The 20,181-nt window shown below is 58.6% G+C and carries 16 protein-coding genes and 5 pseudogenes; 13 read left to right on the top strand and 8 right to left on the bottom strand.

Translation table 11 applies throughout. The annotated features are described in order from the left end of the window. Positions 1-257: 257 nt before the first annotated feature. Entirely contained in the window at positions 258-737 is a 480-nt protein-coding gene (locus J2X76_RS30035; RefSeq protein WP_310221372.1) for a hypothetical protein, read from the top strand. 593 nt (positions 738-1,330) lie between these two features. On the opposite strand, the gene J2X76_RS30040 is transcribed toward J2X76_RS30035, so the two are convergent. From J2X76_RS30040 to J2X76_RS30050, 3 genes and pseudogenes are all read right to left on the bottom strand, one after another. Beyond that, complete coding sequence (locus tag J2X76_RS30040; RefSeq protein WP_310221374.1) at positions 1,331-1,990, bottom strand: DUF6766 family protein; 660 nt, start codon at positions 1,988-1,990, stop codon at positions 1,331-1,333. 60 nt (positions 1,991-2,050) lie between these two features. Next, on the bottom strand, positions 2,051-4,198 hold the full coding sequence (gene catE, locus J2X76_RS30045) for a catalase C (RefSeq protein ID WP_310221376.1): 2,148 nt from the start codon (positions 4,196-4,198) through the stop codon (positions 2,051-2,053). A gap of 107 nt (positions 4,199-4,305) precedes the next feature. Next, positions 4,306-4,677 (bottom strand): annotated as a pseudogene (locus tag J2X76_RS30050) (cysteine hydrolase family protein); the annotation flags it as partial. On the opposite strand from J2X76_RS30050, the pseudogene J2X76_RS30055 reads away from it, so the two are divergent. Beyond that, positions 4,677-5,039 (top strand): annotated as a pseudogene (locus tag J2X76_RS30055) (DUF892 family protein); the annotation flags it as partial. The pseudogenes J2X76_RS30050 and J2X76_RS30055 sit on opposite strands and share 1 nt — an antisense overlap. A gap of 128 nt (positions 5,040-5,167) precedes the next feature. Beyond that, positions 5,168-5,665, top strand: coding sequence for a ferritin-like domain-containing protein (locus J2X76_RS30060; RefSeq protein ID WP_310221378.1), 498 nt, complete (start codon positions 5,168-5,170; stop codon positions 5,663-5,665). A gap of 231 nt (positions 5,666-5,896) precedes the next feature. Here J2X76_RS30060 and J2X76_RS30065 read toward each other — a convergent pair whose 3' ends face one another. Further along, positions 5,897-6,829 (bottom strand): NAD(P)/FAD-dependent oxidoreductase, encoded by a 933-nt coding sequence (locus J2X76_RS30065; protein ID WP_310221380.1) that lies wholly within the window; start codon positions 6,827-6,829, stop codon positions 5,897-5,899. 608 nt (positions 6,830-7,437) lie between these two features. Between J2X76_RS30065 and J2X76_RS30070 the strand changes: the two genes are divergently transcribed. The 3 genes from J2X76_RS30070 to J2X76_RS30080 all read left to right on the top strand — a co-directional run bounded on the left by J2X76_RS30070 (position 7,438) and on the right by J2X76_RS30080 (position 9,484). Further along, positions 7,438-7,701 (top strand): hypothetical protein, encoded by a 264-nt coding sequence (locus tag J2X76_RS30070; RefSeq protein WP_310221382.1) that lies wholly within the window; start codon positions 7,438-7,440, stop codon positions 7,699-7,701. A 9-nt stretch (positions 7,702-7,710) separates the two neighbouring features. Beyond that, a complete protein-coding gene (locus J2X76_RS30075; protein ID WP_310221384.1) occupies positions 7,711-8,004 on the top strand; it encodes a hypothetical protein in 294 nt (97 codons plus the stop codon). A 469-nt stretch (positions 8,005-8,473) separates the two neighbouring features. Beyond that, a complete protein-coding gene (locus tag J2X76_RS30080) occupies positions 8,474-9,484 on the top strand; it encodes an HWE histidine kinase domain-containing protein (RefSeq protein WP_310221386.1) in 1,011 nt (336 codons plus the stop codon). Between the two features lie 318 nt (positions 9,485-9,802). Here J2X76_RS30080 and J2X76_RS30085 read toward each other — a convergent pair whose 3' ends face one another. Then, positions 9,803-10,360: an HWE histidine kinase domain-containing protein gene (locus tag J2X76_RS30085; RefSeq protein WP_310221388.1), complete on the bottom strand. Its 558-nt coding sequence runs from the start codon at positions 10,358-10,360 to the stop codon at positions 9,803-9,805. A 127-nt stretch (positions 10,361-10,487) separates the two neighbouring features. Between J2X76_RS30085 and J2X76_RS30090 the strand changes: the two are divergent. Continuing rightward, positions 10,488-11,197: pseudogene (locus tag J2X76_RS30090) on the top strand (IS5 family transposase). A gap of 12 nt (positions 11,198-11,209) precedes the next feature. On the opposite strand, the pseudogene J2X76_RS30095 reads toward J2X76_RS30090, so the two are convergent. Beyond that, a pseudogene (locus tag J2X76_RS30095) lies at positions 11,210-11,422 on the bottom strand (PAS domain-containing protein); the annotation flags it as partial. 388 nt (positions 11,423-11,810) lie between these two features. Between J2X76_RS30095 and J2X76_RS30100 the strand changes: the two are divergent. From J2X76_RS30100 to J2X76_RS30115, 4 genes and pseudogenes are all read left to right on the top strand, one after another. Further along, positions 11,811-12,246 (top strand): annotated as a pseudogene (locus J2X76_RS30100) (DNA-binding protein). Continuing rightward, on the top strand, positions 12,236-12,409 hold the full coding sequence (locus J2X76_RS30105; RefSeq protein ID WP_310221390.1) for a hypothetical protein: 174 nt from the start codon (positions 12,236-12,238) through the stop codon (positions 12,407-12,409). The pseudogene J2X76_RS30100 and the gene J2X76_RS30105 overlap by 11 nt, the downstream one beginning before the upstream one ends. A gap of 670 nt (positions 12,410-13,079) precedes the next feature. Beyond that, entirely contained in the window at positions 13,080-15,263 is a 2,184-nt protein-coding gene (locus J2X76_RS30110) for a PAS domain S-box protein (RefSeq protein WP_310221392.1), read from the top strand. Beyond that, positions 15,260-15,670 carry a response regulator gene (locus J2X76_RS30115; RefSeq protein ID WP_310221394.1) on the top strand — a complete coding sequence of 137 codons (411 nt, stop codon included), beginning with the start codon at positions 15,260-15,262 and terminating at the stop codon, positions 15,668-15,670. Before J2X76_RS30110 ends, J2X76_RS30115 begins: the two co-directional genes overlap by 4 nt. 232 nt (positions 15,671-15,902) lie before the next feature. Here the strand turns inward: J2X76_RS30115 and J2X76_RS30120 are convergent, their stop codons facing one another. Next, complete coding sequence (locus J2X76_RS30120; RefSeq protein ID WP_310221396.1) at positions 15,903-18,086, bottom strand: ATP-binding protein; 2,184 nt, start codon at positions 18,084-18,086, stop codon at positions 15,903-15,905. Between the two features lie 385 nt (positions 18,087-18,471). On the opposite strand from J2X76_RS30120, the gene J2X76_RS30125 reads away from it, so the two are divergent. Both J2X76_RS30125 and J2X76_RS30130 read left to right on the top strand, forming a co-directional pair. Next, on the top strand, positions 18,472-18,990 hold the full coding sequence (locus J2X76_RS30125) for a hypothetical protein (protein WP_310221398.1): 519 nt from the start codon (positions 18,472-18,474) through the stop codon (positions 18,988-18,990). A gap of 50 nt (positions 18,991-19,040) precedes the next feature. After that, on the top strand, positions 19,041-19,610 hold the full coding sequence (locus tag J2X76_RS30130; protein ID WP_310221552.1) for an exopolysaccharide biosynthesis protein: 570 nt from the start codon (positions 19,041-19,043) through the stop codon (positions 19,608-19,610). 16 nt (positions 19,611-19,626) lie between these two features. Here the strand turns inward: J2X76_RS30130 and J2X76_RS30135 are convergent, their stop codons facing one another. Then, a complete protein-coding gene (locus J2X76_RS30135; protein WP_310221400.1) occupies positions 19,627-20,151 on the bottom strand; it encodes an NUDIX hydrolase in 525 nt (174 codons plus the stop codon). Between the last annotated feature and the right edge of the window lie 30 nt (positions 20,152-20,181).

A 20,181-nucleotide genomic window follows, 5' to 3' on the forward strand; every position in this document is an offset into this window, starting at 1 on the left:
AGGGATAATCGGATGGCGCCTGTAAAGAACCGCCAGCGGATCAAGCTCCCCGCGCCGATCTACATCGTGCTTGGCATCGACCTGCTGATTGTCGTGCTTTATATGCTGGGTGCGTTTTCCTGAACGGCGAAGATAGGGGGACAGCCTACACTACCGTCAGCCTGCCTCACGCCCGTGCCGGCAGTCGAGCCAACGCATACATTGTCACTTTTTGTGAGAATCTGGCTCCGGGTATTTTTTGCCGGAGCTTTGCATGAGTGACATTTGCCGATGAGATTGACGAGGCGCTTTGGGATGAAGCTTGCCGGCGCGCGGATGCGATTCGAAGCTTCCTGGTGCGTAACTCCACCGGCGCGACTGCGGCAGAAGTTGCGGATTTAGCGGCAGAGCTCAGCCTGAGCCAAGCGGCAGCGTACCGCCTAATCAAGCTCTTCCGCGCCGGCGGAACTATCCTGTCACTGGTGGATCGCAAATGTGGGAGGCCAGAGGGTCATCGCACCCTGGATGAGAAGCGAGAAGAAGTCGTCCGGTCAACCATTAATGCGTTCTACTTGAAGCGGACCCGGCCGACGATCTCGCAATTGGTCCGGGACGTGCAGACGAACTGTATCTCGGCCGGGCTGCCCACGCCTGCAAAACCATCCTACCGCTTCATATGCGGTCCGCTCTGCTTGCGGGAATTGCCATCGTCGAGCGCGCGGGACCGGAGATGCTCCGAATGCTGCGTGGTCACATGATGGGTGACAACCGGGTCCGCTTTACCGAGGCAACCGAGCGGATGATAGCCCAAGCGCGCAGGTCGAACGCCCGGTCTCAGATGCTATTAGTTTGAGAATCCCGTGGCCACGATTCTCACAGTTAAATGCCCAGCCTGAACCAAACTGCCGCATTCTTACAATTAAGTGCAAGGCGACAGATGACGCCGGCAACACCGTCTGGCGGGTTGCTTCGTCCGACGGCAAGTTCACGCCGCAGCCAATCGGCACGGACCAAGTTTCGATAGACCCGCAAGTCTCGACGAATGCGAAAACGGATCGCACTACTCCCGATGCGATTCCCGGCCTCGGACAAGAAACGACGGGTTCGACCGCCCAATCCCAGACGCCGCGGGCCTCGGCCGACGAGCGCCTGACCACCAGGAACCACTTCCGGGCAACCGGACAAGTTCCAACCTGTGCAGATGCAGATCGCTCCTGCGACCGGTCCCTAACAAAAACCTTTGATCGGAGGCTTCAGCCATGCCGACCATATTTGGGTCAGAACGAGAGCTGCCTCCTTAAGGGCCGCTGAGCGTTCAATCTCCGGGCGCTCTCCGAGCAATAGTGAAGGTTCAGGAGCCGGTTTCACTATGGGGCGACGCGACGGGCTTCGATTCCGGAGATCCCCTGAAGCGCAGGAAAATCGACAGGACAACCAGAACGGCGGTCGACAGGAACTCGGATTGCCAGTTCTGAAACGACTCGAACCAGAATTGCGTGCTTGCGAGATGATCCCAGATCGACTGGATCGGTTGTCCGTGCGTCAAGGCCTCCACATTCTCCGCTTCGGCGCTGTAGCGCAGGTGAAGCAGAAAACTCAGAAGGAACAGAATGGCCAGAGCCAAGCCAAGTGAATAGGAATAGAGCTGCCGCGTCAGGCCCCCTAGGCGGACCGGTAAAGGCGCGGTGCGGTCATTTGCCTTGTCGGCGGGGTTTTGATCCTGCGCCGCTCTCTCGTCCGGGTCCTTGGATTCTGACGATCCGCGCTGGAAAAGAAAAGCCGTCAGAACGACATAAGCCGACATCTGCAGAAACTCGCTCTCCCAATTTTCGAAAAGGGCCGAGAGAAAATGGCCTGAGGTGGCATAGGCCGACAGTGCGATGGCCTGACTTCCATGCGTAACCAATTCCTCGTTGTAGACATTCCAACCGGTCAGGTACATCCCAACGATTGTTGCAAGTGACGCCACCGCCAACACCATCGTAAGGCCGTTGTCGCGCAAAATATGCATTACTTTTCCCTGTGAACTTGGTGCTAAGGGGCGCCGCAAAAACGGCGCCGGTTGCGCGTGCTAACCTTTGATCGGCGGTGAGGCCTTCCCAAGCTTTACCGATGGCTCGCGGCCCCAGACGCGGAGTTTGCCAAGTTCCGACACGAAGGCGGACAGACCCTCTTCTCCCGGCAGAGCCAGGACACCTTCGTCAAGATCGTTGGCAATCCCGGCCTTCTCCAGCAGCGGTAACGCCGACAGGTCGTAGCCAATGAACTTGCAGTGCTGGAAGGCGTCAGCGACGAAGTCTCGGGCGGTCGCCTCCTTCACCAGATCGTCAATTGCCGCGGTCGACGTGAGAAGGGCAACGGCATCGAAGAGAACCGATGGTCCGCCGTCGATCATGTGATGCGCCTCGATCCAGGACCCATCAGATGCCGTCACGCCACCGACCTTCGGCGCAATCAGTTCGAAAACCGCCTTCTCCTTGGTGATCGCCGTGGTCAAGCCCTTCAGCAACTTGGCATCAAGCCCGTCGGTGATCAGGATCCCAAGCTTACGCCCCTCGAAACGCTTGGGGCCGCGCTTGACGATGCTAAGCGCTGGCGAGGGCTCGAGATCCTGACGGGTCGGCATGGCCGCATCGGCTGGCTTAGGCATCGACCGGAACCCCAGTTTTTGCGCGACGGTCGTTGCCAGGGTCTCATCGATGTTCATCAGATGTGATACCATGCGTTCCCGAATGACCGGCGCTTCGACCTTGCTGAGCTCAAAGGTCAGCGCCATTGCGATGTGGCGCTGCTCCGGCGGGGTCTGGCTGATATAAAACTGACGGGCTTGGCTATAATGGTCGGCGAAGCTTTCTGGACGAAGCCGGACCTTCGGCCCCTGTTCTTCGGACGGAAAGTGCCGGTAGCCCTTCACCGGGGACTCCCGCGGCCCCTCGTTGCGCGAGTTCGGCTGATAGTTGGTCCGGCCCACCGGGTTGCGCATGGCCATATGGCCGTCCTGCTGAAAATTGTGGAACGGACACTTCGGCGCATTGATTGGCAGATGCGTAAAGTTCGGGCCGCCCAGGCGCTTCAGCTGCGTATCGAGGTAGGAGAAGTTGCGCCCCTGCAGCAGCGGATCGTTGCTGAAGTCGATACCCGGCGGCACGTTCTGGGTCATGAAGGCGACCTGCTCGGTTTCGACGAAGAAATTGTCGGGCATGCGATCGAGCACGAGTCGGCCGATTGGCTGAACCGGCAGGATTTCTTCCGGGATGATCTTTGTCGGATCCAGGATGTCGAAATCGAAGCTGTCGGCGAACTCCTGGTCGAACAGCTGGACGCAGAGCTCCCATTCCGGGAAATTGCCGGCCTGGATCGACTGCCAGAGGTCACGACGATGAAAATCCGGATCGGCCCCATTGATCTTCACCGCCTCGTTCCAGGCGACCGACTGCAGCCCCAGCTTCGGTTTCCAATGGAACTTGACAAACGTCGACTCTTCTTTGGCATTGACGAACCGGAAGGTATGCACCCCGAACCCTTCCATGAACCGGAAGGAGCGTGGAATGGTGCGGTCCGACATGATCCACATGACCATGTGCATGCTCTCGGGCGTCAGGCTGATGAAATCCCAGAAATTGTCATGGGCTGTCTGCGCCTGGGGGAATGCTCGATCCGGCTCTTGCTTAGCGGCGTGGACGACATCTGGAAATTTAATGGGATCTTGAATGAAGAACACCGGGATGTTGTTGCCGACAAGATCCCAATTGCCTTCCTGCGTATAAAGCTTGACCGCGAAACCCCGCACGTCGCGGGCAAGGTCGAATGAACCCTTGTTGCCTGCGACCGTCGAGAAGCGCACAAATGCGGGCGTCCTGCCCCCGGGCCGCTGAAATAGATCGGCCCGCGTGTAGGCCGCCAGCGATTCATAGGTTTCGAAAAACCCATGTGCGCCATAGCCACGTGCGTGCACTACCCGCTCGGGAATGCGCTCGTGGTCGAAGTGGAAGATCTTCTCACGGAAATGAAAGTCATCGAAAAGAGCTGGGCCGCGGGCGCCGACGCGCAACGTGTTCTGATCGTCCGCTACCGGGCCACCTTGGGCGGTTGTCAGTGTCGGCGTGTCGCCTTCGGCAATCTGGTGAAGCTCTCCGCCTGCCCCTCGTAGCAGTTTTTGATCGTGAATGGTCGCGGTCTCTGGTGTTGACGCGCGTTTTGGGGCGGATTTTTTCGGCATGGAGCGCTCCGGGCGGGAAGATGACATTGATGATGAAGGTTGACTTCACGAAACGGTGAGTGCTGGAGGTTTGTTCCATGGTCTCAGTGGACGTGGCTGGCGCCTCGTTAAGCAACGCTCAGAAATGCTTCTGTCTGTATGATCTCAAGCTGAACTAAGTATCGAGCCCCGAGAAGCTCCAGCGAGTCGTCATGGGCGCCGTCGGCTCGGCTGCACACAGCATTCTTCAGTACGATGACCTTGTATCCCAGATCGACCGCGCCGAGTGCCGCCGCCTGGACGCAGACATCGGTTTCTCCGCCTGACAATACGACGGTATCGATGCCGTCCTCCAAAAGTGTCTTGTGCAGTTTGCCGTTCACCCATGGAGAGTAGGTCATCTTGTCGAGCACCCGGGCTGGAGGAACCAGTGCTTTTAGAGAGGCAACGAGATCGACCATCTCCAGGCCCAGCTGCGTAGTGGTCATCATTGGCCACTGAGACAGAGGGTCAGATTCGCCGGATTGAAGACGTGCTCTCGGGACTGGACGAGGACCATTCCTCGCTCAAGGATATGGCCCTGTCGTTCACAGGGGCGATGGCCGCGATGGGTCACACCATGGCAGGCGACGAGATCCTTAAGAATTCGTTTGCGAACTTTGGCTTCGAAAACTACGAGATGGCGGCGTACAAGTCACTGCTGACAGTCGCCAAAGCGGGCGGCTACGGCGCCGCGACTTAAGCGCTTCACGCAAATCTTGCCGAGGAAAAGGCGATGGCGGCGTGGCTCGATGAAAACATCATTGCGGTCACCACGAAGTTCCTGTCGCTTCGAGAAGCTGGGGAGCAAGCCAAGGTCTAGGGACCGGGCGACATCTCCTCCCTTGGCGAGCATCGGCTTGGCTGCGCCGGGCCCACCTGGTTGCACATTGGAACATTCCCCCGATAGTCGGCGTTGGGTCGGCAACATCTATGTCAAAGGAGAATCCCATGGCTGAGAAGACATTGAACGACCTGTTCCTCGATACCCTGAAAGACATCTATTTTGCCGAAAAGCAGATCTTGAAGGCTTTGCCAAAGATGGCGCGCGCAGCGCAGTCAGAGGAAGGCAAAGCCGGCTTCCTGCAGCACCGGGAAGAAACGCAGGGACAAATCGAGCGCCTCGAGCAGGTGTTCGAACTCCTCGGCAAGCCGGCCCGCGGCAAGACCTGTGAAGCCATCCAGGGGATCATCGCCGAAGGTGAAGAGATCATGGAGGAATATAAGGGTACCGTCGCGCTGGACGCTGGTCTCATTTCTTCAGCGCAGGCTGTCGAACATTACGAGATTGCCCGCTACGGCACATTGATCGCCTGGGCGAAGCAGCTGGGGCTTAAAGAGGCCGTGCCGCTCCTTCAGGCAAACCTTGCGGAGGAAGAGGCAACCGACAAGAAATTGACGCAGCTCGCCGAAGCTTCTGCGAATGTTAAGGGCAAGAAGGCAGCTTGATTGCAGCGAAATCGGGAAAGGCGCCGTCTGGCGCCTTTTTGCGTTTGGGGATAGACGACAGCTATCCCGCCGGCGCCATTTCCCGGAGGGCTTTGACGGACAAGGAGAGACTATCAGGTCTGACGCGCTGACCAAGGCAAGTGCGGTATTGAGCTGCTCCTGACTAAACGGTTTCAAAAGACGCGCCAGCCCCGCCCCCTGAGATTGATCTTTACCTGCAGGCCGGTCATCTCAGCGGACCAATGCTGACAACTCGCACAGATCATTCCGGATCGTCGTTGCCGCGACTCCGGCCTGTCCCATCGCATGGCTGATCTGATCCAGGCCAATCACCACGTCTCCTGCGGCATAGAGGCCAGGTACGCTCGTGCGTTGGTGACTGTCGACGCAAATGCATCCTTCCTCCGACACCCTCGCTCCCAGCCCTGAGGCGAGTTCCGATCTGACGTCCGATCCCAGCGCGGGGTAGATGGAGTCGAACTGGAGCGTGCCCTCGCCTGTGTGGATTACGATCGCGTCTCGTTCGACCTCGATTTCCAACGGGCCACTCTTCACCAGGATACCCAGTTCCTGCAGCCGCGCTTCCTCGCTTGCCTCGAGGTCATGCTCGCCGGAGGGCGACAGCAGGGTAATATTTCGGCTATAACTTCTGAGAAACAGTGCTTCCATATATGCTTTCAAGCCATGACCGATAATCGCCACGCGCTTGTCGGTCACTTCGAAACCGTCGCAAACGGGGCAGTAGCGGATAAGCCCTCGTTTCAGCGCCTCATCGTGCTCGGTCTTTGGCATCGAAGGCATGCGGTTAACAACGCCCGTGGCCATGAGCACCGTTCGCGCCGGCATGGCACCATCGGAAAAGGAGAGGACAAAGTTTTTTTCTGCCCTGCGCAAGGCCGTCGCGCGTTGATCGAGGATATCGGCGCCGTACATGATGGCTTGAGCGCGCATCCGTTCGAGCAACTCGGCGCCGCTGATGCCGCCGGGAAAGCCCGCATGGTTATGAGAAACGGGGATGCTGGCCGCCCGGCTGGTTCCATCGTCTAAAACCGTCACAGACAGGTGATAGCGCGCAAGATAAATCGCGGCTGTTAATCCTGCCGGTCCACCTCCAACGATCACGCAATCTCTTAATGTTGGATCCTCCATCCTATCGTCCGTCATGGGCGCTCGCCCTGAGGCCTCGCGAGTACGGAACAACGGCCGAGAGGGATAGTTCCCTATCGCTATGAATCACCATTCGGGAGACCTCGTTTTGGATACAGCGCTGATCGTCGGATATCTGCGTCTGTCTGTTCCGTCTGCAGCTTTGTTCCACAGGCCTGGGAAGGTCGTTCGCAGCGGAAGACACCGAAGCGAGTTCGGTGAGGATGTGATGTCTTACCGTAACAGGCTTCGTTCTCTGGACCGCCTTCGGCGTCACGCGGCCCGAGTGGCCAATCATCCTTACGAACGCCGCCCGCTTTCTACCGTCGGCGTTTATCCTTCTAAAGAACGAACAATTCATCTGAATTTTGCGCCTCCTGGCGAGCTCGTTCTTGCTCGAATGCGGCGACGGCCGGTGATTTTGAGGTATTCATTCGCTCTTCCTGGCTCGGTGTCATGCAGCCGGTTTTCCGTGGCTCGCCGGAGAACTCGCACCAGGCGCCGTAGTTCCAGACCGGGTTTGGCCTCGAAGCGACGTTTCCAGTGTCTGATCCGGTCTCCTACACGGTAACCTCGATTCCAACAGGGCTGCATGCCCCGACCAAGAAGCTACGGGTGAGGCTCCCTTGGTCGACATCGCCCTGGCAAGCGTTCGTGAGCATACGGATATGTCCGCGAGTGTGACATCGGACGAAGAACTGGCCGCCCTCCGGGCCGAGGTGAACAGGTTAAGCGAAAACGTCGTCGAAATCGGATCGGCGTCGGTCCGGGTCTTGCGAGCAAGGGGCGAAGACATGCTCGAAGATGCTCGTGACCGCATCAAGGCTCAGCCGGTAAAAGCGGTTGCCTTGGCCGTGCTGGCCGGGTTCTTGTTCGGCGCCGTTCGCTGAGGCTCTCCCGTGGCCGCCCTCGTCGAAATCCTGCTTCCAGTCCCCCGGAACAAGGGACCAGCTTATCGGAACATCCGCGAGCAGCTTACGGAGACGTTCGGAGGCGTCACATTTTACGCGAACACGCCGGCCGAATGCCTCTGGAAAGATGGAGTGGAAACCGAGGCAGATCAAATAATCGTTGTCAAAGTCATGGTTGATGAAATCGATGGTGAATGGTGGCGTGGTTATCGGCAAGAGCTGGAAGCGACCTTCGAACAGGAGGAGATCGTCATCCGAGCAACGCCAATCGAGCGGCTTTAGAAATGGCGAACTCCCAGCTTCGGAGGCGGGCGCTTGGGATTCTTCGGGCTCGGCGTCCAAACGTAGTCCATTGGTTCTGAGAAGAAGCAATTCACCACACGAGGGTCAAACCAGCAGCTAACTCGATTGCCAAAAACGTCGACGTACCTGTCGCCCGTCTTATGGGTCGGCGGGAAAAAAGCGGTGGCCGTTTCAGGCGCGTGTGCTGGGAAAACTGAAGTCAAACAGTCGCGGCCAGAGCGGTCCTTCGGCTGTCACCGCTAATCAGGCCAAATAGCATCGCCGAAGCACTTGGTCGCGCTGTGCCATCGGCCGGGACCTAAGCCTTCAACGGCTCAATGACCGTGCCCCTTAATCCTGCGCGATCCTTGCGGAGCCTTGCAAGGTGGTAATCCTGGCCTTGCCCATGCGCATGGGTGCGGGCTATGATCAAGTTTTACGCCGCCGACCTCTCGGAATTTTCAGGCTCATGAACGACACCCAGCCCCGAAACACCAGAGCCCGTGAGCGCTTCCTTGACGCCATCCTGCAGAGCGCGATCGAATATTTGGATGGTCTTGTAACGAGCTGGAACGAAGGCGCTATGCAGGTCCTCGGCTGGGCGCCTGAAGAAGTGATCGGCAGGCCCGGCGCGATCATCTTCACGGAACAGGATAAGCAGGACGGGATCCCGCAACGCGAGATGACCGCCGCACTTGATCAAGGCGGCGGGACCGACGAACGCTGGCACCTCAAGAAAGATGGCAGTCTGTTCTGGGCCTCGGGGCAGATGATGGCGCTTCGCTCAGAGGATGGTGCTGTGGAAGGGTATTTGAAAATTCTGCGCGATCGCACGGACCAGCATGAAGCTCAGGAGCGGCAGCGCATGCTAATGCATGAGCTCAGCCACCGGATGAAGAATACGCTGACGGTCGTACAGGCGATCACAAGTCAAACGTTTCGGAATTCCGCCACGTTGGAAGATGCAGCCGCCTCGATCTCGGCGCGCCTCACAGCCTACTCGAAGGCCCACGACATCCTTCTGCAGCGCGACTGGCTGGCGACAACACTAGCTGCCATCGTTGAAGCGACAGCCGAAAGCGTCGGCATTAAGGAATCCGGCCGATTTCGTATGCATGGGCCTTCGGTTGAAGTCGGACCACAAGCCGCGCTGGCGTTTTCTCTCGTCCTGCACGAGCTTGCCACGAACGCCTCGAAATATGGTGCCCTATCGACCGAGCCAGGCGCTGTCGAAATGAGATGGGCAGTGGTATTGCACGATGGCCTAGAAAGGTTGGCGTTTACGTGGACCGAAAGCGGCGGCCCGGAGGTCAAGCCGCCGGAGAGGACTGGATTCGGGAGCCGCCTCATTACCTCCACCCTTCAGAGTTTCGGAGACGTCGTGGTAGATTACTGGCGGGAGGGTCTTCTCGCCAGTTTTGAAGGCGACCTAAGGAAGCTACAGTACAAGACCTATGCCGACGCCGCCCAGGCGGACTGAAAAGCATTTTTGGGCTCTCAGTTTGCCTGTCCGGTCGTTGAGAGTTCAACGGCGTCTACTGAGAATGATGCCTGTCATAGCTTCAGGGTTTGGATTTGAGGTCAGCGCCGACACGATTCAGCGACGGCAACTCGATCGCGATGCGAAGGCCTTGGTCCTGCCACTCACGCATTATCCGCCCGCCGAGCTGCCTCTCGAGCACGGCACCAAGCAAAACGGTCCCAAATCCCTCTCGCGGCGACACCTCGCTCGCTGTGCCACCCTGCTCATACCATTCGATGATCAACGCGTTGTTGTCGTCTCGCCGCCACGTGATCGTCAGGTTGCCTTCGGGATGCGAGAGCGCACCATGAACCGCTGCATTTGCGGCCAGTTCAGCAACGCAAGACCGAGCGGCTGGACTGATGGCGCAGGGACCATAACAGATGGGCCGGTAATCTCTACGTTTCTGTCGCCATAGATGCCGACCTGGAGGCGTATGATGTCGCGAAGCGCGGCCTCCTGCCAGCCGTTCTCCGCAAGGAGCATGTGCGTTCTGGCAAGCGCTTGAACGCGCTGCTGCGCAGACGCAGCATAGGTGGCCGCGTTATCGGCGGGGGTCAGGCGGACAATGCTATCGACGATGGCAAGGACGTTCTTTGTCCGGTGGTCCACCTCCAGGAGCAACCGGTGCTCCGCCTCTTCAAGGGTCTGAACCTTTCTATATTCGGTGATGTCGATCTGAGACGCGAAATAGTACGCGAGTTGGCCGTCGCTGTCCCTGATTGGACTAAGATACAGTTGGTTCCAGAAGGCGCTTCCGTCCTTCCGATAATTGAGGATTTCAACGGTGCCTTCACGCTCCGCCTTGATGATGGCTCTAGGAGCAATCGACATTCAGGATTCAATTCGGTTTTGATGTGTGATTCATAGCCCTCCAGATTTTTCCGTCTGGAGAGCTATCATGGTGAAGTCTAAGCGCTACGAACTGACACCTGAACAATAGCGCAGGATCTGCGACCTATTGCCCGGTAAGCCCACCGATCCCGGCCGTTCCGGGGCAGACAATCTCAATTTTATCAACGGTGTGCTCTGGGTCCTGCGCTCGGGCGCACATTGGCACGATCTGCCTGAGCGCTACGGCAAATGGAAGACCGTCCACAAGCGCTTCACGCGATGGGCCAATGCTGGCGTATGGGAACGTGTCTTCGATCATCTGATTGAAGCTCCCGACAATGAATATGTCAGTCTCGATTCAAGCCTCGTGCGCGCTCACCAGCAGGCAGCGACCGGAAAGGGTGGTGCCCAAAAAGGGGGGATCAGGCTCTGGGGCGTTCCAGAGGAGGACTGACGACCAAGATCCACATGGCCGTCGATGCCTTCGGACGGCCGCTGAAGCTGATCCTTACGCCCGGCCAGCGTGGTGATGCGCCACTCGCGGCAACCTTGCTCGAAGGCCTTTCACCACGCCGAGTGCTAGCCGACAAAGCGTATGATTCCAATGCCCTGCGTAGTCTCATCGCAGACATGGGAGCTGAGGCCGTCATCCCATGTAACCCAACGCGAAAGCGGCCAATACCCTACAACTTCGAAGCCTATAAGGTGCGCAATACCGTCGAACGATGCTTCAACAAACTGAAGCACTTTCGACGGATCGCAACGCGCTTCGACAGACGCGCATCATACTTCTTGAGCTTCCTACAACTGGCCGCAGCAATGATATGGATGCGATGAATGTCGATTCAGCCTAATCTCGGCGACTGCCTCTCTCGCGGTGCTTTCGCCCTGAAGAAGTCTGCAATTCCGTCCCAGCAGTTCCCTCGCTGGGTAACCAGTAAGGTCGAGGAACGCGTCGTTCGCAAGCACGATCGGGTAGTCGGGCTGCCGCGCGTCAGCGACTACGATCGGCATCCGCGTTCGCTGAAATGCGAAGGTCGCCAGTTCTTTGTGATCGGCCATGCCTTGCGTCGACGCCGCAGCCGGCTTGTCCCCATGAATGTCTGACGGCTTGGCTTCAGTCACGGCCTACCTTTTCGCTTGTTGGATTTCAAACGTCGAAGCGAGACAAATGTTTCGCCCGCGACCGTCGCTTTGCGCAGGGACTGCTGATGAGTGAGGTGCTGCGCGGACCGAGACATTTCCGAGCGCAGCGTGAAAATCTGCAACGAGGCTCGTAATGTGTTCTTGGTCGGCACTTTGCGGGCGTATTCCATGGGAACCGGCACAGGAAACCAGCAGCCGCCTTTACGTCGCAGCGGTCAACGAAAGGCGTTTCGCCGACGGTCGGCGCAAAAAGGCCGGAGACAACATCTCACTCACTATATAGGCGGCCTAAGGAGATATCGTTATGGCCAGCCAGATAGTTCATTTCACCGGATTGTCGGATCCGCGACAGAAAGACAGCAACGCCCTTGCTAAAGCTGGTTGCCGGCGACAGGCTTGAACTCCATGCAGGCGGGAAGGAGCGAACGCTCTCGACCCCACCCTCGGCCGCCGCGGCTGTTTAAGCCCTTCTGGCGCATATGTTGCGCGGCGACCGTATTGCGGTGCTGGGCGAAGACCAGGAACTGAGCCCGGCCGAGGCATCGGCCATTCTCGCCATCTCCCGTCCGCTCGTCGTCCTGCGCATGGACCGGGGACCCGCCATCCCGCTATGTAGGCAAACACCGCCGCACCCTCCTGAAGGATGTGCTTGCGCTGAAGACTAAGCTCGACATGCGGCAGGTGGCAATGGAGCGCTTGCCGAGGACACAGAAGACCTGATCGGGACCCATGGCCTCTAACCCGCCGGTCGCGGTCTATGACGCCTGCGTTCTCTATCCCTTCCACCTACGCAACATCCTGATCCAGTGCGCCTTCGACGGTCTGGTCGAGGCGCGCGGGACCGACGACATCCATGATGAGTGGATGCGCAATCTGGCCGCCAACACGCCAGATTGTCGGTAGAACCCTTGGAAGCTGGCGCGGCATGAGGGTCTAGCGATGGTTTACGAGTGGGATGCCCGACGTGCAAGACGTGCGTCGTTAGTGAAGATGATCTCAGCCCTGGTGGCAGGTTTGATTATCGCCGGGGTCCCTGCCTGGATCGTGACCAAAGCTATTGACCTCTAGAAAAGGTCGCATCTTTCCTTTCCAAGCCGCGATGTTGAAGGGCGTCGCTGCGACGGCGTCCCTTTGGTATCCTTGCGGCAGGTTACCTGATGCGCTGCGGATTGGGCTGGAGCAGCCGACGTCAAAACGGTGAGCGCTGGTCCATAGGGGGAGGATGCCATAGCCTTCTGCTCGGTGCGCTCAATCTCGCTAATCCTATACCAGCCTGGTCTTCATGACGGCCGGACGATAAGCGGCAACCGTTCGCGCCCGCCTGGGGAATGTGGATTCGGCCCGGCGGGCGCGCCGGCGCCCCATTCTGCGCGATCAGTTGGTCGTGATTAGTGGAAGACCAAGCAGACCGGCAGCAACCACCGCGGGACCAATGTGTCCGCCATCCTTTCACAATCATGCCCTCGCCAGGAACGAATAGCCGCCTCGGTCGTTTCAGCGTGTTACCTAATCTGCTTTTGGGCGGAGGATTGGGTGCGCAGGGCGCCCGAAGGAAGCAGGTGTAGGATCGCCTATGTCAAATGTCGAGGAATTCCCCATCGCTGCGCGAAAGCTGAGCGAATATGATGCGTTAATGGCGGCGCTGCCCGGCGTACTCGACGCCATCCCCGGGGGCGTTTGGCTCTGTGACCATGACGGTTGGCTGGTCCGTTACAATGCGGAGGCTGTTGAACTTTGGGGGCGACCTCTATCGCTGGAGGAGACACCGGAGCGCTTCTGCGGCTTGAACCGTCTTTTCCTTCCCGACGGCACTCCACTCGCACACGAACTTTGCCCGATGGCGAGGGCAGTCTTCACCGGTGCCGCAACTCGCAATGCCGAGCTCGTGGTAGAGAGGCCGGATGGTCGGCGCTTCGCCGCTCTGGTCAATACCCGGCCACTGAAAGATCGCGACGGCAGGATACAGGGAGCCATAGCCTGCTTTCAGGATATTTCCGACCGAAAGGTTAAGGAAGACGAAGCTCGTCGAAAAGGGGACGACCTCGAGGACTTTTTCGAAAACAGCGCCGTCGGACTTCACATCGTTAGCGGTGACGGTATCATTCAGCGAGCAAACAAGGCAGAACTTGCTCTCCTGGGGTACACAGCCGAAGAATATATCGGCCGCCACATAGCGGAGTTTCATGCCGACGCACCTGTTATCGGGGACATTCTCCAGAAACTTTCCTGCGGCCAAAAGCTTGACCGTTATCCCGCGCGGCTCCGCGCCAAGGACGGGTCGATCAAGCATGTGCTGGTGACGTCCAATAGCCGCTTTCAACACGGCGCATTCGTCAACACACGCTGTTTTACCACCGACGTGACCGATCTTTTCGAGTCTGAGAACGCGCGCCGCGAAAGTGAGGAGCGTCTGGCGGCCACGTATGAGGCTGCCACCATCGGGATTGCTGAGGCAGACGCCGAGGGCCGCCTGCTTCGCGTCAACGATGCGCTCTGCGGGATGTTAGGGCGCTCTCGTGAAGAGCTGCTCAGCATGACCTTCTTCGATTACACTGAGGAGGAAGATCGGGAGCAAGACGCGGCTCAGTACACGCGTCAGATCAAGGGAGATTTGAACTCCTATTTCCTCCGGAAACGCGCCATCAGGCCGGATGGTAACACGGTGTATCTCGACGTTCACAGTTCTACCGTGCAGGATGAGGCTGGTGGATTTCGCTATGGCGTGCGCGTCCTGCAGGACGTGACAGCAGCCAAACAGATGGAGGACCAGATACGCGCAAGCGAGCGGCACATGCGCGATCTTCTGGAGGCGCTGCCAGCCGCCGTTTATACGACCGACGCGACGGGCCGCATCACCTTCTACAATAAGGCGGCCGTGGATATGTCGGGACGGACCCCTCAACCCGGCGACATGTGGTGCGTTACCTGGCGCCTCTACAATCCGGACGGCAGTCCTTTGCCACACGACCAGTGCCCTATGGCCGTGGCATTGAAAGAAGATCGTCCCGTGCGCGGGGCGGAGGCAATCGCCGAGCGGCCGGATGGTAGTCGCGTTCCCTTCATCCCCTACCCCACGCCCCTTCATGACGCCGAAGGTAATCTCATCGGCGCGATAAACATGCTGGTGGATATCAGCGAGCGCAAACAGGCCGAGAACAGCCAGAAGACCCTCATCGATGAGCTTAATCATCGGGTCAAAAACACACTCGCCACCGTGCAGTCGCTGGCGGGGCAAACGGCACGATATGCTGACGGCGTGCACGACTTCATAGAGCGGTTCGAAGCAAGGCTGCTGGCGCTGTCACGTGCCCATGATCTGCTGACCAGGCACCACTGGAAGGATGCACCGTTGGATTTGCTTGCCGGGGAAATACTGACACCAATGGCCGGCGAGGCCGCGGGTCGGATCAAAATTGAAGGCCCCGCAGTCGTTCTCGATCCGCGCACCGCGCTGAATCTCACGATGGTCCTCAACGAACTCGCCACGAACGCCATCAAATATGGAGCGCTGTCATCGGACGTTGGCAGGGTCTTAGTTAACTGGGACCTCCAGAAGGACGAGATTCTGCCGAGGCTTGTCCTAGAATGGCTGGAATCTGGCGGACCGGCGGTCAGCCCTCCCACGCGACGGGGCATCGGCAGCCGGCTGATGGAACGATGTATAGAACGAGATCTGGCAGGTGAGTTTGACCTCGCCTTTGAGCCCGCTGGCGTCAGTTGCCGTATCACGGTTCCTATTGAGGCGGTTCAGGCATGACCGATTACTTTGGACTGAAGGTTTTCGTTGTTGAGGACGAAGGATTCGTGGCCCTCATGATCGAAGACATGCTCGAGGATCTCGGCTGCGAGATCGTGGCGTCCGCAGCGCGGTTGGCGGATGCACTCCGGCTTGCTGCCACCGTTCAGGTTGACCTGGCAATACTGGACGTCAACCTGGCTGGCCAGCCCAGCTTCCCCATTGCAGAAATCCTTCAAGAGCGTGGCATACCCTTCGTATTCAGCACTGGGTATGGGCAAAGCGGCCTATCTCGTGAATTCGCTGACCAACCCCTGATTGGCAAGCCTTTTTCGATCAAAGAGCTGCAGCAAACGATCGCGTTCGCACTCGGGACGAATAGTCCATGGATACGGAGAGCCGGCGGCGACCAAGCCTCACCATCTTAAAAGCCTTCGGACGTGGAGGCAACTCATCGGCGGGGGGTGTCGAAATCAAATCCTGTCGAGCTTGCGGATCGACGGTATATATCGGCCGCCGGAGTTTCGACCGGGTATTGTCGGAGTCGACCATCCGCGGGAGAACCGTTGATGGTTGCGAAGGAGCTTCTACCGGAGCTGTCTGGCGCGCAAATCACCCAAACCCCTGCCTCTTCTCGGTTCGGTCGTCTAAGTGAACCGTTTATAAGTCAAGCACGTCCCTGACGCGCGTTGCCAGGTCTTCGAATGAGAATGGTTTTGGCAAAAGGTGGACACCCTTATCCAATCGACCGTGATGGACGATCGCGTTGCGGGAGTAACCCGTGGTGAACAGGGCCTTCATCGTGGGATAAAGCTCTCTCGCTCTCGCAACCACGTCGGCACCGCTCATACCTCCGGGAAGGACGACATCCGTAAAGATCAGATCCACCGGCCCATGAGCCGCCAGCGCCTGCAGCGCTGTCGGGCCATCCTTGGCCTCCAGGACCTGGTACCCCAACTCGCGCAACGATTCCACCGAATAGGCCCGAACTTCGGGGTCATCCTCGACGACGAGGATTACTTCGCCATCGGCGGCTTCTGGAATGAGCGCGCTCTCGGCCACCTCTTCCTCGGCGCCTTCGGCAACCAACTTCGGGAGATAGATTTTGACAGTCGTGCCTTCGCCGACCTCCGAGTAGATCTTCACATGGCCCTTTGATTGCTTAACAAAACCATAGACCTGGCTGAGGCCTAAACCAGTGCCCTTACCCTGATCCTTGGTCGTGAAGAAAGGTTCAAACACGCGGGACAACGTTTCGGCGTCCATGCCTACCCCAGTATCGGAGACGCTGATTGCGGCATACTGGCCGGGTAGGACCTCGGCATGCATCGCGGCATAGGCTTCATCGAGATGAGCGTTGAATGTCTCGACCGTCAATTTCCCACCATCTGGCATCGCGTCGCGTGCGTTGATCGCGAGGTTGAGCAAGGCACTTTCAAGCTCATTGGGATCCGCTTCTGTCTTCCAGAGACCACCCGCGAGCACCACCTCGATCTGGTAGATCTCCCCCAGCGTGCGATGAAGCAGTTCCGACATCCCGCGGATGAGCGCGTTGGGATCGACGGGTTTTGGGTCGAGCGCCTGACGGCGAGCAAAAGCGAGAAGCCTCTGTGTCAGTGCCGCCGCCCGGCGCGCACCATTCATCGCCTGAGCGGCGGCGCGGCGCAGGCGCCCGGATTCTGGCGGCAGGTTCCGCATCAGCGTATCGAGATTGCCGACGATGATCTGAAGCAGGTTGTTGAAGTCGTGGGCCACCCCACCCGTCAGTTGCCCGACCGCTTCCATCTTTTGCGCCTGGCGAAGAGCGTCCGCGTTGCGCGTAAGCTCATCGGTCTTTTGCCTCACAAGATCTTCGAGATTGGCATTGAGTTCCCTCAGCGCTTCCTGAGCGCGCTGGCGCTCGTCCAATTCACGCTGCGCCGCCTCGAAGAGCCGCGCGTTATCGATGGCGACTGCCGCCTCGCCGGCAAGACCGGCCAAGCCTTTTTCGGATTCCTCGTCAAATACGCCCGGATCAGCATGACCGAAGAACAGCCCACCGATTACCTCCCCCGTTCGCGAGATCACGGAGACCGCCAGATAGCTGCGGACAGGGAGATGGCCTTCCGGCATTCCGTAGCGAGGCGGATTTTTTCCGTAACGAGGATCCTTTGTGATGTCGTCGGATCGGACAATGCCTTCCCCGAGAAACGTCGGCGCAAAAACCTCCGTATTGCGGGGCATCGGGAACTTCGAGAAAGCCTCGTGCGGAACACCCGAAAGAGTGTAAAGCATATAGCTCTCGCCCGCCGCATTGATGACGTTGTAAAAGAAAGCCCCGAACTGCGCTCCGGTCAGATCCACCCCCGCGTCCGTCACCAGCTGAACAACCTTTTCCAGGTCGGTTTCACGAGCGAGGTCGGCGCCGGCCCGATTAAGAATTTCCAAGGCCCGGGTGCGCTCGCGAAGGATCGTCTCAGTTTGTCGCTGCTCGGTGCGATCCCGAAGGATCTTCACGAAACCGGCAAGCACCTGACCGTCATCGAAGAACGGCGTCGTCTCGCCGACCGCCCAGATCCGACCCCCATCCTTTCGCATCCGCCAGCCTTCGCCTCCGCCCTTGCCCAACAGGCGGGCGTCGGAAAGTTCCGCTGCCAGCATGGCTGAAGCGCCTTCCTCAGCAGGGAAGATCTCGATCAGCGTTTTCCCGAGCATTTCTCCCTGCGACCAGCCCAGCAACCTCTCGGCACCTTTGCTCCAGCCGGTGATGGCGCCTTCTGAATCGAGCGTGATGATTCCGGTGTCGATTGCGCTGTCGAGGATCTGTTGGAGCCGTTCGGCGGGGAAACGGATTGATGGTGTCATTCTATTCCTGATCCACGGGCCGTATTTGATGATCAAAAACTGGAGCTTACCACAACGCAAGAGCACGGGAAGTGGTTCAACAATTGCTGCAGATCGCTTCTGGCGGCCTCTATGCGCTCACTTCGAAGCCGTCCCAGATATTACCCCTTGCTGGGTTATCATAATGAACAGAGAGTTAGAGCGTCGCCCCCTGCGAGGGCCTCCTCTTGAACTTCTCACAATCCAGGAACTAGTTATTCGGCGGATGATCGCTCGAAAGAGATTCTGAAGATGGGTACGTGAATTCCACCACGATACCTGACCGTAACTTCGCAAGACCTTCTGAGCTGCCTTGACCTCGACCTCGCCTTCCACGGGCCACGTCTGTGTGACAAGGTAATACGACATGCGGAATTCCTCTCAATTTGCGCGATGCAATGTGAGCGGTCGGAACGACTTGCGCCGTCAGGGGCATAACGGCATTGAATCCAGCCATTCAGTTTCCCACATCACTCTCGACCCGCTGGTCCGGGCCCCTCTGGTGAAAGTCCTCGGCGCTTTCATGATGTCGGACCTCAAACCGACAAATGCCGCACGCTACGAGGGCCTGACTATGATTGCAGATATTGCTGCATGGATGTTCACACTGTTCGTTGTCGATCCGCTTCACGCCGAGATGCGGCAACATCTCGAACGCGCGAGCGCGCCGGTTGAGATCGTGCAGCAGTCGCGCCAATGTCTGGTCGTCCAGGTACCGCTCCTCATCGAAAAGGCCGGCAACGAACCAGGCTGGGCGATTGCCACGGTCGTCGGCATCTCGACGGGATGGACGTCACCGGAGCGGCTGTTTGACGGAGCCGATCCGAACTGCAGCGCGCTGCGTGGACTGATCGGCGCAGAAAACGCACGCGAGGCGGAAGGCTGACCTTGGCAACGCCTGGCTTCGAGCAATCTACGAGCACAGCGTCCAAGACCTTGTCCCGTCTTGTAGCGGAGGCACGGAGCCGGGAAGGCCTTACAATAGCCGACGCCCTTGACCTTATGGGAAAGTCCGGCTTTGGCTTTGTCATGTTGCTTCTGGCTCTGCCAGCGCTGATCCCTATTCCCGGCCCTTTCGGGATGGTCTTCGGATCCGCGCTTGCGATTGTTTCGATTCAATTCGCGCTCGGATTTAGATCCTTGTGGCTGCCATCGCTCCTTGCCGATCGCCGCGTATCGACGAATGCATTCGAGGCGTTGGAGCGGCACGCGTCACCGCTGGTTCGAAAGATCGAGCATTTCGTCCGGCCGGGTCGAATGGAGACGTTTGCCGGGCCGCGCATGCCTTACCTGCTTGCACTTCCGGTCTTCTGCCTTGCGGTCGCCGTCGCTTTACCAATTCCGTTTGGAAACCTCGCCCCTGTCGCAGCACTCTGCGTTATCGCTATCGGACTAATCGAGCGTGACGGGCTAGTGGTTCTACTCGGCCTTGGCGTGACCCTGATCGCGCTGGCCGTGACAGGAGCCCTCCTCTACACGGCAGCGGGTCTCATCCCCTGGATTTGAACCTAGCCTGCCGCTATCACCGTCTATTCTTGTCGTGCGGCTTGAACGCGACGAGTATCGATTTCAGCTCGACCTCCCGGACACGTCGGGCGGCTTCATCGGGGCTGACCCAATGGCGCTGGCGTTGGCCGTGCTCCTTGAAATTCTCGCGGATCTCGGTGACTGCGATCTCGAAGACGTCCACGATGCACGGGGCCACGTCCCCATTATCCAGCTCTTTGAGATAGGTGTAGCGGCCAACCGGCTTCTTGCGCACATCGCCGCGTACCCCGGCTTCCTCCCAGGCCTCAATCGCCGCTGCCGCATGTGGCTTGCGCCCCTTCATCGGCCATCCCTTCGGGATCACCCAGCGACCGCTGTCGCGCGAGGTAATCACCAGGATTTCGATGGCATCGGTTGCCGGCTGGCGGCGAATACACAAGGCATCGAACTGCTGGCGGAACTTGCCATTGAAGAGCTGATCCGGCGTCGCAGCCAGCCTTTGCAATAGCCGTTGCGATTTGGTCGGCTTTTTCGGCCTTGCGGCGTGCTTGTCCTTCATGCCGATGACGTTGCAAAAACCCAGCGTCCT

Origin of the sequence: Neorhizobium sp. 2083, from assembly GCF_031455615.1 — a bacterium.
In the GTDB taxonomy this organism is placed as follows: Bacteria; Pseudomonadota; Alphaproteobacteria; order Rhizobiales; family Rhizobiaceae; genus Neorhizobium.

Coding starts and splice junctions, on each gene's coding strand:
- J2X76_RS30040 (WP_310221374.1), bottom strand. CDS start 1,990: ATGCATATTTTGCGCGACAACGGCCTTACGATGGTGTTGGCGGTGGCG.
- catE (WP_310221376.1), bottom strand. CDS start 4,198: ATGCCGAAAAAATCCGCCCCAAAACGCGCGTCAACACCAGAGACCGCG.
- J2X76_RS30060 (WP_310221378.1), top strand. CDS start 5,168: ATGGCTGAGAAGACATTGAACGACCTGTTCCTCGATACCCTGAAAGAC.
- J2X76_RS30065 (WP_310221380.1), bottom strand. CDS start 6,829: ATGACGGACGATAGGATGGAGGATCCAACATTAAGAGATTGCGTGATC.
- J2X76_RS30080 (WP_310221386.1), top strand. CDS start 8,474: ATGAACGACACCCAGCCCCGAAACACCAGAGCCCGTGAGCGCTTCCTT.
- J2X76_RS30085 (WP_310221388.1), bottom strand. CDS start 10,360: ATGTCGATTGCTCCTAGAGCCATCATCAAGGCGGAGCGTGAAGGCACC.
- J2X76_RS30105 (WP_310221390.1), top strand. CDS start 12,236: ATGGCCTCTAACCCGCCGGTCGCGGTCTATGACGCCTGCGTTCTCTAT.
- J2X76_RS30110 (WP_310221392.1), top strand. CDS start 13,080: ATGTCAAATGTCGAGGAATTCCCCATCGCTGCGCGAAAGCTGAGCGAA.
- J2X76_RS30115 (WP_310221394.1), top strand. CDS start 15,260: ATGACCGATTACTTTGGACTGAAGGTTTTCGTTGTTGAGGACGAAGGA.
- J2X76_RS30120 (WP_310221396.1), bottom strand. CDS start 18,086: ATGACACCATCAATCCGTTTCCCCGCCGAACGGCTCCAACAGATCCTC.
- J2X76_RS30125 (WP_310221398.1), top strand. CDS start 18,472: ATGCGGAATTCCTCTCAATTTGCGCGATGCAATGTGAGCGGTCGGAAC.
- J2X76_RS30135 (WP_310221400.1), bottom strand. CDS start 20,151: ATGAAGGACAAGCACGCCGCAAGGCCGAAAAAGCCGACCAAATCGCAA.